Source organism: Pseudomonas fluorescens HK44, from assembly GCF_000217955.3.
Taxonomy (GTDB): domain Bacteria; phylum Pseudomonadota; class Gammaproteobacteria; order Pseudomonadales; family Pseudomonadaceae; genus Aquipseudomonas; species Aquipseudomonas fluorescens_AQ.
The window spans coordinates 1,323,323-1,338,564 of sequence record NZ_AFOY02000015.1; the positions used below are offsets into that span (position 1 = coordinate 1,323,323).

Below are 15,242 nucleotides of genomic sequence, written 5' to 3' on the forward strand. Positions count from 1 at the left end.
CATTCAACCTTGAGTGCCCGCCATGACTGCCCAGACCAACCGTCAATTCCTGCTCGCCAAACGCCCGGTGGGAGCTGCGACCCGCGAGACCTTCACCTATCAGCAAGTCCCTGTCGGCGAGCCGGCGGCGGGCCAGATCCTGGTCAAGAACGAGTACCTGTCGCTGGACCCGGCCATGCGTGGCTGGATGAACGAGGGCAAGTCCTACATCCCGCCCGTAGGCATTGGCGAAGTCATGCGCGCACTCGGCGTAGGCAAGGTGATTGCCTCGAACAACCCGGGCTTTGCCGTGGGTGACTACGTCAACGGTGCGCTGGGTGTGCAGGATTATTTCCTCGGTGAGCCACGAGGTTTCTACAAGGTCGATCCGAAATTGGCACCATTGCCAGTCTATTTGTCAGCACTGGGCATGACCGGCATGACCGCTTACTTCGCGCTGCTCGACGTTGGCGCTCCAAAAGCCGGGGATACCGTGGTGCTGTCGGGCGCTGCCGGCGCAGTGGGCAGCATTGCCGGGCAGATTGCCAAGATCAAAGGCTGCCGCGTGGTGGGCATCGCCGGTGGCGCGGACAAATGCAGGTTCCTGATTGACGAACTGGGCTTCGACGGTGCTATCGACTACAAGCACGAAGACGTGGTTGCCGGCCTCAAGCGCGAATGCCCGAATGGGGTAGACGTGTATTTTGATAACGTCGGCGGGGATATTCTCGACGCCGTGCTCAGCCGTCTGAACATGAAGGCTCGCGTGGTGATCTGCGGCGCCATCAGCCAGTACAACAACAAGGAAGCGGTCAAAGGCCCGGCCAACTACCTATCGCTGCTGGTCAATCGCGCGCGGATGGAAGGCTTTGTGATAATGGATTACGCCGCGCAGTTCGCCGCTGCCGGGCAGGAAATGGCCGGGTGGATGGCCAAGGGGCAGCTCAAGAGCAAGGAAGACATCGTCGAAGGACTGGAGACATTCCCGGAAACGCTGATGAAACTGTTCAGCGGGGAGAACTTTGGCAAGTTGGTGTTGAAGGTTTAACGCAAACCAATAATGAAATGGCTACCCCCGCCGCCCCCTGTGATCGCCCACTAAGCTTTCGCAGGGGGCTCATCGGAGACCGTTGCCATGAACAAAGTAGCTATTGCCGCCATCGATCTGGGAAAACACTCTTTCCATCTACACGCGCAAGATGATCGTGGTCATGAGCTTTACCGCAAAAAGTTTACTCGTGCGGCGCTCATGCAGCACCTGATGAATCTCGAACCCTGCACCGTTGTGATGGAAGCCTGCGGCGGAGCCCACTTCATGGCGCAGGAGGTCGCGAAGCTGGGACATACGCCCAAGCTCATTGCCCCGCATCTCGTACGCCCTTACGTGAAAAGCAACAAAAACGACTTCGCTGATGCCGAGGCGATCTGCGAGGCGGCGACTCGTCCAACAATGCGCTTTGTACACCCCAAAACCCAGGCTCAGCAGCTGCTGGCCATGCTCAACTCGACACGCGATTCGTTCATCAAAGAGCGCACCGCGACCGTCAATCGGATTCACGCAGCGCTTTTGGAGGTCGGCGTCAGTCTGGCCACAGGCTTCAAGCCCATCAAAGAACTGCCCGCTCGGCTTGAAGCGAGTTCAATTCCTGTGCCCATCAAAAAACTTCTGACGAGGTTGCAGGAGCACTTCACCTATCTGGATGGGCAGATCAAGACGCTGGACAAGGAAGTGGAATGCCAGGCCGCCGAAGATGATCTGGCGGCTCGTTTGATGACCATGCCCTGCGTAGGCCCGATCACCTCCAGCGTCCTGGCTGCCGAATTGGGCGATGGCAAGCAGTTCAAATGCGGCCGAGGCTATTCGGCCTCAATCGGGCTGATACCCAAACAGCATTCTACGGGCGGCAAGACCGTCCTGCTGGGCATCAGCAAGCGAGGTGATCGCAACCAGCGGCGCCTGCTTGTCCAATGTGCCCGTGTTTACCTGATGCAACTGGACCGACAGAAAGGCTGGCTGGCGGACTGGGTCCGGCAGCTATTGGCCCACCATCACTCCAACCATGTGGTCTGCGCGCTGGCCAACAAGCTGGCAAGGATCGCCTGGGCGATTGCTGCCCACCACACTGAATTTGATGCAGGGCCAACCGCGATGAACGCCTGACCCTGCTGTCACCCGAGCACCACCCACCTGGTTTTGCGATGCTGGATAACAGATGACGTGAACGGCTAACCGGCCTGACGACAACCCTGAGCTCCCACACGGCTGAAAGGCCGTTCGAATAATTAGGATCGTTAGGCATCGATTCTCATCGAGGCGCGGGGTTGCCACCCCACACAGACGCCGGATAGATGAAAGCAAGCCAAACACGCATCAAAAACAGTATTGCAGAAAAGGGGGTAACCATAGATGTGGGAGCGAGCCTGCTCGCGATGCCGGACTTACATTCAACATCAATGCTGACTGTTATGGCCCCATCGCGAGCAGGCTCGCTCCCACATTTGGATCTTCGGTGTTTGATCAGGCCAGTTCGGCCACGACGTCGGCCAAGGCCTTGGCCGGATCGGCCGCCTGGCTGATCGGACGCCCAATCACCAGATAATCGGAACCGGCATCCAGTGCCTGGCGCGGCGTCAGGATGCGACGCTGATCGTCCTGGGCGCTGCCCGCCGGACGGATCCCCGGGGTCACCAGTTGCAGCGACGGATGTGCCGTTTTCAGTGCCTTGGCCTCCAGTGCCGAGCACACCAGACCATCCATCCCGGCTTTTTCCGCCAGTGCCGCCAGACGCAATACCTGCTCCTGCGGTTCGATGTCCAGGCCAATCCCGGCCAGATCCTCACGCTCCATGCTGGTCAGCACGGTCACGCCGATCAACAGCGGTTTTGGGCCGCTGCGCTGGTCGAGCACTTCGCGACAGGCCGCCATCATGCGCAGGCCGCCGGAGCAATGCACGTTGACCATCCACACGCCCATTTCCGCAGCCGCCTTGACGGCCATCGCGGTGGTGTTCGGAATGTCGTGGAATTTAAGGTCGAGGAATACCTCGAAGCCCTTGTCACGCAAGGTCCCGACGATTTCCGAAGCGCAACTGGTGAACAGTTCTTTACCGACTTTGACCCGGCACAGTTTCGGGTCCAACTGGTCGGCCAGCTTCAGTGCGGCGTCACGGGTAGGGAAATCCAGGGCGACGATGATAGGAGTCTGGCAGGCGGACATGAATGGGCTCTCAGGCAAGTCGAAATCGGCGCGCATTGTAGCGGAACACGAGCCCGTCCGGGACCCGATGATCGGTAAATCATCTTCAACAGTACCGGTTGCCGGATGATAAACCCCGCACGCCCGGCAATTGTGTCCAATCCGATACACTCACGACACGCCCTCAACACCGCCAAAGGTTAGCCTCGCGAACCGCAAGACCTCCTACAGCACTTCCCGCCTCACGGCCGGACGCCTATGCTGAAGCCACAACCTCGCAGCCCATCTTTTGTGGTTGGCAGCCTCTCTGGCAGATGAACGTACGCATGCATAATAGCCCCGCTCCTCTGAATGACGATCAAAAAGCCCCAGCAACCGGCGAAGACAAACGCTGGAACACCCGTGCGCTGATCGTTGACGATGACGTTCCGATCCGCGAACTGCTGATCGACTACCTGGCCCGTTTCAACATCCACGCCAGTGGCGTTACCGATGGCGCTGCCATGCGCCTGGCGCTGCAAGCGGAGCATTACGACGTGGTGGTGCTGGACCTGATGCTGCCCGGCGAAGACGGTCTGTCGCTGTGCCGCTGGCTGCGCGCCGAATCAGACATCCCGATCCTGATGCTCACTGCCCGCTGCGAACCCACCGACCGCATCATCGGCCTGGAACTGGGGGCCGACGATTACATGGCCAAGCCCTTCGAGCCACGGGAACTGGTTGCACGGATTCAAACCATCCTGCGCCGTGTCCGCGATGACCGTACCGAACAACGCTCCAACATTCGCTTCGACAACTGGCGCCTCAACAGCGTGCTGCGCCAGTTGATCTCCGCCGATGGCCTGGTGGTGCCGCTGTCGAACGCCGAATTCCGCTTGCTCTGGGTGTTCATCGAACGCCCGCGACGAGTGCTCAGCCGTGAACAATTGCTGGATGCCGCCCGTGGACGCTCGATCGAAGCGTTTGATCGCAGTATCGACTTGCTGGTCTCGCGCTTGCGGCAGAAGTTGGGTGACGATCCCAAATCACCTCAGTTGATCAAAACCGTTCGCGGCGAAGGTTACCTGTTCGATGCCCGAGACATCGGCTGATGCGTGCGCGCTTCGATACGCTGTTCGGCCGCCTGTTTGGCGTGCTGTTGCTGGCGATTATCCTGGCGCACCTGCTGGCGTTCTTCTGGTTCCACCATTACGGCCATCCCCCGCCTCCTCCACCGCCGGAGTTTTCCTCCGAGTTCAACGGACCACCACCGCCGCACTTCAAAAACAGACCGCCACGGCCGTGGTTTGGTGGCCCGATCGTACCGCTGACCTTTCAGCTCATCTCACTGGTGATCGCCGCCTGGTACGGCGCGAAGCTGCTGTCCCGACCGATTCAACGCCTGAGCGCGGCCGCCGAAAGCCTCAGCGAAAACCTCGACAGCCCACCACTTGATGAATCCGGCCCGCGAGAGGCACGGCAAGCGGCGCACACCTTCAACCTGATGCAGAAGCGTATCCGTGAACAGGTGCAGCAGCGCTCGCGGATGCTCGGCGCCGTTTCCCATGACCTGCGTACGCCACTGTCGCGGCTCAAGTTGCGCCTGGAGCAGATTGACGACGAGAAGCTGCAAGGGCAGATGCGGCAGGACCTCGACGACATGATTCGCATGCTCGACGCGACCCTCAGCTACCTGCACGAACAACGCACCAGCGAAGCCCTGCAGTGGATGGACGTGCAGGCGCTGATCGAATCGCTCTGCGAAAACGCCCAGGACCAGGGTGCTGACGTGCAGGCCAGCGGGCACTGTGCACCGCTGCAGGTACAACCGATGGCCCTGCGCTCCTGCATCAACAACTTGCTGGACAATGCCTTGCGGTACGCCGGCCAGGCACTGATCAACCTCGAAGACAGCCGTGACCACCTGATCATTCGAGTGATCGACCATGGCCCCGGTATCGCCGCCGACAAACGCGAAGCGGTGTTCGAACCCTTCTATCGCCTTGAAGGCTCACGCAACCGCAACTCCGGCGGCGTAGGCCTGGGCATGACCATCGCACGCGAAGCCGCCGAACGGCTTGGCGGCGCGTTAAGCCTGGAAGAAACCCCAGGCGGCGGCCTGACCGCCGTGGTATTCCTGCCACGGACCTGAAACCTCTGTGTACTGATTCGTACAAACTCCATATACCCACGACAAGTCCACCCCCGAGGCTGCATGGGCCGGTGCCTTCACCGGTTTTATCCATCTGCAGGGAGTGAGCCCATGATCGGCAGCGTCAGCAGTAACTCCAGCTATACCAGCGCCACCAGTGCGGCCTATGCCGCCCGCCTCCAGCAGCGTCAGAAAGAACTGTTCGCCAAGCTCGACACCAATGGCGACGGAACCGTTTCCAAAGATGAACTGAACACCGCCCTGGCGAAGAAAAGCGACAGCCGCGTACTGAACAGCCTGAGCCAGCAATTCAGCAGCCTGGACGCCGATAACAGCGGTGGTCTGAGCAGCGAAGAAATGGCGGCCATGGCACCGCCGGCACGCCCCACCGACAATCAACCGCCCAGCACGGAACTGGCCGACGCAATGCTCAGTCTGCTGGACAGCAACGGTAATGGCGGCATCAGCAGCGACGAGCTGAGCGCGGGCCTGACAAAAGCCGGCAGCACTGCCGACAGCAAGAGCCTGTTCGCCGCGCTGGACACGAACAACGACGGGACCGTGAGCAAGGACGAGCTGGTTGCCGCCCTCACACCACAACAGCCGTCGCAGCAACTGTCCAGCCAGTCGTTGTTTGGTCAGCTCGACACGAATGGTGATGGCAGTATCAGCGCCAGCGAACTGAACAGCGCCCTGGCCGGAAGTTCGTCCACCTGCGACACCAGCAGCACCAGCAGCACCAGCACCAGCAATAGCACAGCCCTACTCACGGCGCTGCAAACAGGCAGCAGCCAAACCACCGGCACCATCGATCAAAACGCCGTCGCCGAGGCCTTGAGCAAGTTGATCGTCAGCATGAACCAGCAGTACTCGCAGACCAATACGCAGAGCTCAAGCACAAACTTGAGCGCAGCGGCCTGAAGCTATTGATCCCGTAACCTGTGGTGAGGGGGCAGGCCCCCTCACCACAATTGATCAGCGTTTTTCTTCAACCCGCGCCTGACTGTTACTCCAGTCGATCAACAGGCTGTACGCCACGGCCAACAAGGTCGGGCCGATGAACAGCCCGATAAAGCCAAAGGCGATCAACCCGCCAAACACCCCAAGCAGCACGATCACCAGCGGCAAGTTTCCGCCACGGCTGATCAGGTAGGGTTTGAGTACGTTGTCGACGCCGCTGATGATGAACGTACCCCAAATGCCGAGGAACACCGCCATGCCGTACTCGCCCTTCCAGGCCAGCCAGGCAGTGGCCGGAATCCACACCAGTGGCGGGCCCATGGGGATCAGGCTGAGCAGGAACGTGACGATACCCAGCACCAGCGCGCCCGGAATACCGGCAATCAGGAAGCCGATCAGCGCCAGGATCGCCTGGGCAGCGGCGGTGCCGATGACCCCGTTGACCACCCGCTGCACCGTTCCGGCGACCAGCTCGATGTAATAACCGGCACGCTCTCCGATCAGCCGTTCCAGCAGACGGTGAGCAAACATCGCCAACCGTGGGCCGTCCCGATAGAAAAAGAACACGAACACGATGCTCAACGTCAGCTCGAGAATCCCACCGCCGATCTGCGCACTGCGCGCCAGCAACCAGTTGCCGACTTGCCCCATATAGGGTTTGACCGCCAGCATCAGCGCCGCGCCTTGCTGGTCAATGCTGTTCCATATTCCTACCAGCCGCTCACCCACCACCGGAACCCCGGCCAGCCACACCGGTGCTTCCGGCAAACCTTCAACCTGCACGTCCTTGATGAACGCCACGGCATCGCGCACATGATCAGCCAGGTTGAAGCCGAGCCACACCAACGGCACCGCCACCAGCACCATCCAGCCCAGCGTGAGCAATGCCGCCGCGAGGGATTCGCGCCCCTTGAGCCCGCGGGTCAGCAAGCGCATCAGCGGCCAACTGGCGAACGCCAGCACCGCGCCCCAGAACAGCGCTGACCAAAAGGGCGCCATCACCCAGAAACTGGCACCGAACAACACCAGGAGCAGGATCTGCACCAACAGTCGATCGTTATTGAGCATGAAAAATCTCGAGCAAAGTCAACCAACAAAAATTAGGCGAACGGCCAATGGCACGTTCGCCAAGGGGAAAAGCCTAGCGCAGAAACTCGATGTGCAGACCCGTCGCCTGCACGTTGCCAAGCTCCATCCGTGCTGCACGCACGCCTTGCCCGACCAGCGCCTGACGCCAGGCTTCGGCATTGGCTCCGGAAACACTGACGCGCAAGGTCGTATCGAGGTTCAAGCCGCGCGACAGCAAAGTCAGCCAAACCGCTTGCGGATCGCCAGTCAGTCGCGGCAGGTCCAGCACGCCGGTGTCCTTGAGCTGACGCAACAGGGTCGCCGAGGTCGGCAACAACTCGCCCAATGGCGTACTGGCGTCGAACTGTTCGACGTGCAGATAGGCTTTTCGATTGCCGCGAGTGATGCTGTAAAGCGCCAACAGCGAGTTGTCCTGCGGTGCCGCAAGTCGCAGCAGCAGATAAGCCTGTTGATCGTCGGCGCCATAGAGTTTGGCGTTGCCGAACACTTGATTGGCCCACAGGCTGCTTTCGCCGCAATCGCGGGCCTGGCACCAGAACAACAGTTCGGCGCCCTGCTTCTGCAAGGCTTCGCGAGCGGCGGTAAAGGCCTCGGTGGACGAATGCTCCGGCGGCAACTCGTAGGTCACCGAGGTCACTTTTCCGCGGGCACTGACCTGGCCATCGAAACGCAATTGACCGCTGATTTTGCGGATCGAGCCCATGGGGTAGATCCGTTCAAGCTCGGCAGCCGGGCGATAGTCGACGATCTGCGCATCGGCCAGACGCGGCACCAGCGGTAAATCGTGACTTCCCGGTACATCGGCGGCAAACACCAGCGAACTGAAACACCCCAGCCCCAACAAACAGATCAAGCGCATGCTGTTCAACCTTGAAGGTACTCTCATCGGATCAGCATGGCCTGAGCGCCTTTGACGACATTCGCGTCGTCGTTACGCGGCGGAATCTGCAAACCACGCTGCACCGCCGGGCGAGCTTCCATCGCCGCCATCCAGCGTTGCAAGGCGGGTAAACCGTCTACCGAAACGCCCGACCATTCATGACCACGGACCCACGGATAAGTGGCGATGTCAGCAATGCTGTAGTCATCGGCCAGGTACTCGACAGTTTCCAGACGCGTGTTCAGCACTTCATACAAACGCCGGGTTTCATGCTGATAGCGGTCGATGGCGCCCTGAAGCTTTTCCGGGAAGTAACGGAAAAACACGTTGGCCTGCCCCTGCATCGGTCCGATGCCCCCCATCTGGAACATCAGCCACTGGATCACCACCGAACGCCCTTTCGGGTCCTTGGGCAGCAGTTTTCCGCTCAGTTCAGCCAGGTAGATGAGAATCGCGCCGGATTCGAACACGGCGAAATCACCGTTGTCCCGATCGACAATCGCCGGAATCCGGCCATTGGGATTGATCTTGAGAAACGCTGGAGCCTTTTGTTCCTTTTTGTCGAAACTCAGGACATGCACCGTGTAGGGCATGCCGAGTTCCTCGAGCACGATAGAGACCTTGTGGCCATTCGGAGTCGCAGCGGTGTAGAGATCTATCATGGTTGTCTCCCCTTTCAACCCGCCCAGCCTCGACAGTTGCCCGCTGCAAGTCAAGGAACGGCGAAGAACCGATTGAAACAGTCTGCAACAAGGGCGGCGCCGGGCTCGTCATTCAGGTGCAAATGATGGCCGCCGGGCAGCTGTTCACGGCTAAAGGGTAGACGCTCCAGCAACTCTGGATGTTTGGCGAGCATGCCGTCAGCGGCGACCACCAGTTGCGCAGGACAACTGATTCGCTGAACGAAGGACATCGCCTGTTCATCGGTCAGGCGCAGCGGAGACGCCAGCGTCAGGCGACTGTCGGTGCGCCAGGTGTAGCCGCCCGGCACCGGCATCAACCCCCGCTGAGCGAGTAGTTCGGCGGCTTCACGACTGACTGCGACCAGGCCTTTCATGCGGGCTTCGATGGCTCGATCCAGGGTGTTGTAGACCGGTTTGCGCTTTCCTAGCAGGTCGAGTTGCGCTTGCAGGGCCATGCCCATGCGTTCGGCGGCGTTGTCGTGAGCGGCGGTAGGTGGAATCACCCCGTCGATCAGCGCCAGGTGCGTCACGCGCTCGGGCAAGGCACCGGCGAGTACCACCGAAACGATTGCGCCCAAGGAATGGCCCAGCAGCGCAAAACGCTTCCAGCCCAACTGTTCAGCGACTCGCAACACATCGTGAGCGTAATCCCACAGCGCATAACCGGCACCCAATGGCCGATGCCCGGAATGCCCGTGGCCGGCCATGTCCAGCGCGACAATGCGCAGCCCTTCAAGCTTCGGCGCCAGGCGCGAAAAGCTGTTGGCGTTGTCGAGCCAACCGTGCAAGGCAATCACCGGCAGACCGTCTTCCGGGCCGAACAGGTGCGCGGCCAATTCGATGTGCGGCAGGCTCAGGCGGACTTCTTCGACGCTGCTCATGCGCAACTCCGCTCACTGCGCCCTTGCCAACGGCTGAACAGGTTTTTCAGCAAGGTTGCGGTGTCTTGCGGGCGCTCAAGGGGAAACATGTGGCCACCGGGCATCGTCAGTGACTCGCCTTGCGGCATACGACCCACGAAGCTTGCGTGATGGCGCATGACCACCCGGCTCTGCCGGCCACGAACCACCGCCAGCGGTACTTTCAACTGGCGAGGACGACCTGGACTTGTGTGCGGAACGCCGCGGTAGATGCTGATCTCGGTGGCCGGATCAAAGCGCAGGCGCAGGCGATCACCTACCTTGTGCAGGCCGTGTTGCAAGTACGCATCGAGGCAGTCCGGATCGAAACCGCGAAACAGGGTTTTACCCGCAAAATAGCTGCGCGCCGATTCCAGGTCGGCGAACTCCTCGCGACGCCCCAACGTGCGGCCGGCTGGGGTCAAGCGGTCGATAAAGCCAAAACGCTTGGCCGCGCGAATAACCCATTGATCTGGGCGGGTCAGTACCGGCGAATCCAGCATCACCACGCCGCGATACAGCTCCGGGCAACGCAGGGCCGCGTGCAGGTGCAAGACGCCACCAAAGGAATGGCCAACGCCCCACACCGGCTCGGGTTGCTGTTTCAGGTGATGGATCAGCTCGTCCACCAGGTTGTGCCAGTTATCGTCAGCTGGAAACCGCGGGTCATGGGCGTGCTGCTGCAGATGCACAACCTGGTACTCCGGCGCCAGCGCGGCAAACAACTTGCCGTAGGTGCCTGAAGGAAAGCCATTGGCATGGGCGAAAAAGATCTGCTGCGGCATAACGGCGCGTCCATAAACGAAATCAAGTGTTGATTGTCCGTAAGACGCAACCTCACAGCAATGACCGTAACTGCCAGGAATGATGACAGTCAGGCCAAGGCCAGGGGCAATTCAGCCCCGTGCGAGCTGTTGTGGCGAGGGAGCTTGCTCCCGCTGGGGTGCGCAGCGCCCCCAAAACCTGTGCTCGCATATCGACAGACACTCCACGTCAATCAGGTTTACGGCGGCTGCGCCACCGAGCGGGAGCAAGCTCCCTCGCCACAGTAAACCCTCTCGTCACCGAGTCTTACCCGGTAAAAAATCAACGAGCCGGCGGTGTTTCACCCAGCGGCACCACCGCCATGGTCAACCGTGACACGCAGCTGGCCTTGCCTTCATCGCTGCTCAAGCGAATATCCCAGACGTGCGTGGTGCGGCCGATGTGGATCGGCCTGGCCACCGCCGTTACCCGACCGCTGCGCAGACCGCGCAAGTGGTTGGCGTTGATTTCCAGCCCCACGCAATAAAATTTGCTGGCGTCGATGCACAGGAAGCTGGCCATGGAACCGACGGTTTCAGCCAGTACCACCGAGGCGCCGCCATGCAGCAAACCGTAGGGCTGGTGGGTGCGATGGTCGATGACCATGCTGGCGGTCAGAGACTGGTCATCAAACGCCTCGAAGCGTATATCCAGCACTTCGCCGATGGTGTTTTTCTGAATCGCGTTCAACTGTTCAATGTTGGGAGCGGTACGCCACAGAGTCATCGCTGCATCCTTCGTTGGTTTTATTTCGGGTCAATCCTGCCACAGCACGGCTTCGCTGCGTGCACTCCATTCTTCAAACTGCGCGCCATACACGGCCTCGATCACGTTGCGCTTGATCTTCAAGGTCGGCGTGAGAAAACCGTTTTCCACCGCCCAGCTGTCTTTGACCACCACCAGCTGACGCAGGCGTTCGTGTTTATCAAGGGCACCGTTGACCTCGTCGAGCAAGCTTTCCAGGCTCGATTGCAAGGCATTGCGCGCCACGCTGGCGGCGTCCTGCAAACCCACTGCCGAGAGCACGCACAGCCCCAGTGGCGCACTCAGGCCGTCGCCAACCACACACACCTGCTCGATGCGTGAATGTACTGCCAGACGGTTTTCAATCGGCGCCGGTGCGACGTACTTACCCTTGCTGGTCTTGAAGATTTCCTTGAGCCGCCCGGTCAGGCGCAAGTTGCCTTCGGCGTCTTGCTCGCCCTTGTCACCGGTGCGCAGAAAGCCGTCCTCGGTGATCGTCTCGGCGGTTTTCTGCGGCTCCTTGAAATAGCCGAGCATGGTCGCGCCACTGCGCACCAGCACCTCACCCGAATCCTCGATCCGCACCTCTACCTCCGGGCACGGCTGGCCGATCCAGCCAGGTTTATTCTGGCCCCGCCGGCAAATATGGGAATAGCCGCAATTTTCGGTCATGCCGTAAACCTCAAGCACCTCCAGTCCAAGGCGCTGATACCAATGCAGCAACGCTGGCGGCACCGGCGCGGCGCCCGACAAGGCAATGCGCAAGGCATCCAGCCCCAGACCTGCAAGCACCTTGTGCCCGACCCGCCTGCCGATGATCGGCAAGCCAAGGAGAAAATCCAGGCGCTTTGCCGCAATCCTGCTGTACACGCCCATCTGGAATTTGCTCCAGATGCGCGGCACGCCGAACAGCGCCGTGGGTCGCGCGCGCTGCAAATCGGTGAGAAACGTGTCGAGGCTTTCAGCAAAAAAAACCGTTTGCCCGGTGTAGATCGACGCCAGCTCGACAAACATCCGCTCGGCGACGTGGCACAGCGGCAGGTACGACAACAACCGATCCGACTCATTCAGACCAAACAACTGCGTGCCGTGAGTCGTGGCGAAGCCCAGGTTGCCGAAGCTGTGCATCACGCCTTTGGGCAAACCGGTGGTGCCGGAAGTGTAGATAATCGTCGCCAACTGGTCGGCGTCGGGCGCTGGGTCGTCCTGAATCGGTGAACTGCGTTGCAGGTCGGCCCAACTGAAATCGAAGTCACCCGCTGGACACAACGGTAGACTGATGGTCGGCAGACCGGCGCTGATGCCCCTGGACATGCCCGGCCAATCGTCCAGTTTGCCGATGAACACCAACGCGGCTTCCGAGTGTTCGAGCACCTGGGCCACCGAATCGGCGGTAAGGTTGGGGTACAACGGGACGCAGACATGCCCGGCCATCCAGATCGCCAGGTCGGCAATGATCCAGTGCGCGCAGTTTTTCGAGATCAGTGCAATGTGGCTGCCTTGAGGCAGTTCCCGGGCGCGTAGCCAATGAGCGGCACACCGCGCCTGATGGCCGACGTCGGCCCAGGTCAGCGTCTCGACCTGGCCACCGCCCATCGGCTGGACCAGAAAGCGCTGGCGGGGATGGCGAGCTTCACGCTCGTAGAACACTTGCAGCGGCAAACGAAAAGCGGCGGACATGCGATGCGCTCCTTTTTGTTCGATGTGGCGGCAAGCGTAGCCAACCAAGCAGTTGCTTGGTTGGCTATTTCATACAAAAAATCAAGAGAACAACACGGTCGCTCTGTGGCGAGGGAGCTTGCTCCCGCTGGGTCGCGCAGCGTCCCTAAAACCGGCACCTCGGTTTGTCAGGTTGATTTACGACTGCTTCGCCCGAGCGCGGACCGGCCGGCGGGAGCAAGCTCCCTCGCCACATCAAGCATTATCACCACATAGATTGTGTGCTAGGGGTTCTTGACGCTATTGAGCGTCATGCCCCCGGCCAGCGGCAAATCAGCTTCAAGCTCAGCCAGGCTGGCAGTGCTCATCGGCTGCGGAGCACGCAAATGGCCATGCTGCAACAAGCCGATCAAGCTCCCCACCAGCGGGTTATGGCTGACCAGCAGGACGTTATCCGCCGAGTCGAGCTGATCGACGACAGTCAACGGATTACTGTCTGGCCGCAGCCATGCCTCGGTGCGGATCTCCGGCTCAAAACCCAGCACCTCACGCACCAACTGTGCGGTTTGCTGCGCCCGCACATACGGGCTGGCGATGATCGCCTGAATCGGCTGGCCGATCAGTTGCGCGGCACTGCGCAGCACTTCTTCGCGGCCATGTGCAGTCAACTCCCGCTCAGCATCGCTACGGGCGTGAGACTCGGCTTCACCATGACGCAACACCCAGACTTTCATAGTTTCGGCTCCTCATCACGGGCCGGATGCGGCGCTGGCGGTACGGCGTGCGGAGCCTCGCCTTCCGGAGTACGCGGGGTTGGCCAATCGGCGAATGGCCACGGTTTCTGGTCGCTGTGAAAACTGCCGAAGCGGCCGATCTGCGCCAGGAACTGGCTGAGGCTGTCACCGAAGTTCATCAGGCCGGCGTTCGGTGCCCCGTAGATCAACCGATAGATGAGCTGCACCAGCACCACGGCGCCAAGGATAAATTGCGCAACTTGCCAGACCAGCACGTACACCAGCATCCACAGCACGCGCAGCAGGATGGATTCGTACTTGGCTGCTACTTTTGGATCGTTCATGTCTCGCTCCCTGCCCCTGTCAATGGGGTACTCAGTTGAAACCGCTGGTGGAGATAAAATCGACATCGGTTTTCGGCTCGCCGCGCATCAACAGTTCAATAACCTGATTGAGCGTGCGTCCTTCAAACAGGATCGCATGCAAACCGGCGACCAACGGCATGTAAACCCCGACTTCCTGGGCCTTGGCCTTGAGTACCTTGAGGGTGTTGACGCCTTCGGCGACCTCACCAAGACTCGTCACCGCCTCTTCCAGGCTCATGCCCTGGCCAAGGGCAAAACCAACCTGATAGTTGCGGCTTTTCGGTGACGAACAGGTGACGATCAGGTCGCCCACCCCGGCCAGCCCCAGAAACGTCATCGGGTTGGCGCCCTGATTCACCGCAAAGCGGGTCATTTCCGCCAATGCCCGGGTGATCAACATGCTCTTGGTGTTTTCGCCCATGCCCAACGCCACCGCCATGCCGGCGATGATCGCGTAGACGTTTTTCAGTGCCCCGCCCAGTTCCACGCCATAACGGTCGGCACTGGCGTACACGCGAAACGTCCGACCATGCAACGCCGCCTGAACCCGCTGACAGAGCTCTTCGTCTTCACTGGCGACCACTGTGGCCGTCAACGCATGTTCGGCCACTTCACGGGCCAGGTTCGGCCCGGAGAGCACGCCGATGCGCGCTTGCGGAGCGATTTCCTGAAGAATTTCGCTCATCAGCTTGAAGGTGTGGGCCTCGATGCCTTTGGTCAGGCTCACCAGCAACTTGCCGCTCAGGCGCTCGGCATAGGGCGCGAGCACCGAACGCAGGGCGTTGGAAGGCAGTGCGACGAAACTGAGGTCGCAGTCATTGAGGGTGGCGAGCAAGTCGGTGACCGGCTCCACCGCCGGGTGAACCTTGATGCCCTTGAGGTAGCGTGGATTCTCGCGGTTGACCCGAATGGCCTCGGCCTGTTCAGGGTCGCGCATCCACTGCCGGACCTGATGACCGTTTTCGGCCAGCAAATTAGCCACGGCGGTACCAAAACTTCCGCCTCCCAGGACCGCAATCGGGCGCTGTTCAGTCATATGCAATCCGTTAATCCATACCAGTGGCGATAGCCGCATTATACGGAGCGGTCCAGCGTCGGCCAGCCCCTCGATCAATTAGC

The 15,242-nt window shown here is 60.5% G+C and carries 16 protein-coding genes; 5 read left to right on the forward strand and 11 right to left on the reverse strand.

The genetic code is table 11. The features are described 5' to 3' along the window. Nucleotides 1-22 precede the first annotated feature (22 nt). Both HK44_RS18835 and HK44_RS18840 read left to right on the forward strand, forming a co-directional pair. Nucleotides 23-1,027 (forward strand): NADP-dependent oxidoreductase, encoded by a 1,005-nt coding sequence (locus HK44_RS18835; RefSeq protein WP_019692287.1) that lies wholly within the window; start codon nucleotides 23-25, stop codon nucleotides 1,025-1,027. Between the two features lie 87 nt (nucleotides 1,028-1,114). Beyond that, nucleotides 1,115-2,140 (forward strand): IS110 family transposase, encoded by a 1,026-nt coding sequence (locus tag HK44_RS18840; RefSeq protein WP_024264761.1) that lies wholly within the window; start codon nucleotides 1,115-1,117, stop codon nucleotides 2,138-2,140. A 357-nt stretch (nucleotides 2,141-2,497) separates the two neighbouring features. Here HK44_RS18840 and pyrF read toward each other — a convergent pair whose 3' ends face one another. Next, nucleotides 2,498-3,196, reverse strand: coding sequence for an orotidine-5'-phosphate decarboxylase (pyrF, locus tag HK44_RS18845; RefSeq protein WP_024265077.1), 699 nt, complete (start codon nucleotides 3,194-3,196; stop codon nucleotides 2,498-2,500). A gap of 305 nt (nucleotides 3,197-3,501) precedes the next feature. Between pyrF and HK44_RS18850 the strand changes: the two genes are divergently transcribed. From HK44_RS18850 to xopAW, 3 genes are all read left to right on the forward strand, one after another. Continuing rightward, nucleotides 3,502-4,266: a response regulator gene (locus tag HK44_RS18850; RefSeq protein ID WP_019692289.1), complete on the forward strand. Its 765-nt coding sequence runs from the start codon at nucleotides 3,502-3,504 to the stop codon at nucleotides 4,264-4,266. Further along, the gene (locus HK44_RS18855) at nucleotides 4,266-5,306 is read left to right on the forward strand and encodes a sensor histidine kinase (RefSeq protein ID WP_019692290.1); all 1,041 of its coding nucleotides are present in this window, start codon (nucleotides 4,266-4,268) and stop codon (nucleotides 5,304-5,306) included. The genes HK44_RS18850 and HK44_RS18855 overlap by 1 nt, the downstream gene beginning before the upstream one ends. Nucleotides 5,307-5,417: 111 nt before the next feature. Further along, nucleotides 5,418-6,227 (forward strand): EF-hand domain-containing protein, encoded by an 810-nt coding sequence (gene xopAW / locus HK44_RS18860; RefSeq protein ID WP_019692291.1) that lies wholly within the window; start codon nucleotides 5,418-5,420, stop codon nucleotides 6,225-6,227. Nucleotides 6,228-6,281: 54 nt separating this feature from the next. Here xopAW and HK44_RS18865 read toward each other — a convergent pair whose 3' ends face one another. The 10 genes from HK44_RS18865 to HK44_RS18910 form a co-directional block, all read right to left on the reverse strand. Then, the gene (locus HK44_RS18865) at nucleotides 6,282-7,334 is read right to left on the reverse strand and encodes an AI-2E family transporter (protein ID WP_019692292.1); all 1,053 of its coding nucleotides are present in this window, start codon (nucleotides 7,332-7,334) and stop codon (nucleotides 6,282-6,284) included. Between the two features lie 73 nt (nucleotides 7,335-7,407). After that, nucleotides 7,408-8,214 carry a DUF4892 domain-containing protein gene (locus HK44_RS18870; protein ID WP_019692293.1) on the reverse strand — a complete coding sequence of 269 codons (807 nt, stop codon included), beginning with the start codon at nucleotides 8,212-8,214 and terminating at the stop codon, nucleotides 7,408-7,410. Nucleotides 8,215-8,237: 23 nt separating this feature from the next. Further along, the gene (locus HK44_RS18875; RefSeq protein ID WP_019692294.1) at nucleotides 8,238-8,897 is read right to left on the reverse strand and encodes a glutathione S-transferase family protein; all 660 of its coding nucleotides are present in this window, start codon (nucleotides 8,895-8,897) and stop codon (nucleotides 8,238-8,240) included. A 50-nt stretch (nucleotides 8,898-8,947) separates the two neighbouring features. Beyond that, on the reverse strand, nucleotides 8,948-9,799 hold the full coding sequence (locus HK44_RS18880) for an alpha/beta hydrolase (RefSeq protein ID WP_019692295.1): 852 nt from the start codon (nucleotides 9,797-9,799) through the stop codon (nucleotides 8,948-8,950). Then, a complete protein-coding gene (locus HK44_RS18885) occupies nucleotides 9,796-10,602 on the reverse strand; it encodes an alpha/beta fold hydrolase (RefSeq protein ID WP_019692296.1) in 807 nt (268 codons plus the stop codon). The genes HK44_RS18880 and HK44_RS18885 overlap by 4 nt, the downstream gene beginning before the upstream one ends. Nucleotides 10,603-10,903: 301 nt before the next feature. Then, nucleotides 10,904-11,347, reverse strand: coding sequence for a hotdog fold thioesterase (locus tag HK44_RS18890; RefSeq protein ID WP_019692297.1), 444 nt, complete (start codon nucleotides 11,345-11,347; stop codon nucleotides 10,904-10,906). A gap of 30 nt (nucleotides 11,348-11,377) precedes the next feature. Next, on the reverse strand, nucleotides 11,378-13,045 hold the full coding sequence (locus HK44_RS18895) for an AMP-binding protein (RefSeq protein WP_019692298.1): 1,668 nt from the start codon (nucleotides 13,043-13,045) through the stop codon (nucleotides 11,378-11,380). Between the two features lie 263 nt (nucleotides 13,046-13,308). After that, nucleotides 13,309-13,758: a phosphohistidine phosphatase SixA gene (gene sixA / locus HK44_RS18900; protein ID WP_019692299.1), complete on the reverse strand. Its 450-nt coding sequence runs from the start codon at nucleotides 13,756-13,758 to the stop codon at nucleotides 13,309-13,311. Next, nucleotides 13,755-14,102, reverse strand: a complete 348-nt coding sequence (locus HK44_RS18905; protein WP_019692300.1) for a DUF4389 domain-containing protein — start codon at nucleotides 14,100-14,102, stop codon at nucleotides 13,755-13,757. Before HK44_RS18905 ends, sixA begins: the two co-directional genes overlap by 4 nt. Nucleotides 14,103-14,133: 31 nt before the next feature. Beyond that, a complete protein-coding gene (locus HK44_RS18910) occupies nucleotides 14,134-15,159 on the reverse strand; it encodes an NAD(P)H-dependent glycerol-3-phosphate dehydrogenase (RefSeq protein ID WP_019692301.1) in 1,026 nt (341 codons plus the stop codon). Between the last annotated feature and the right edge of the window lie 83 nt (nucleotides 15,160-15,242).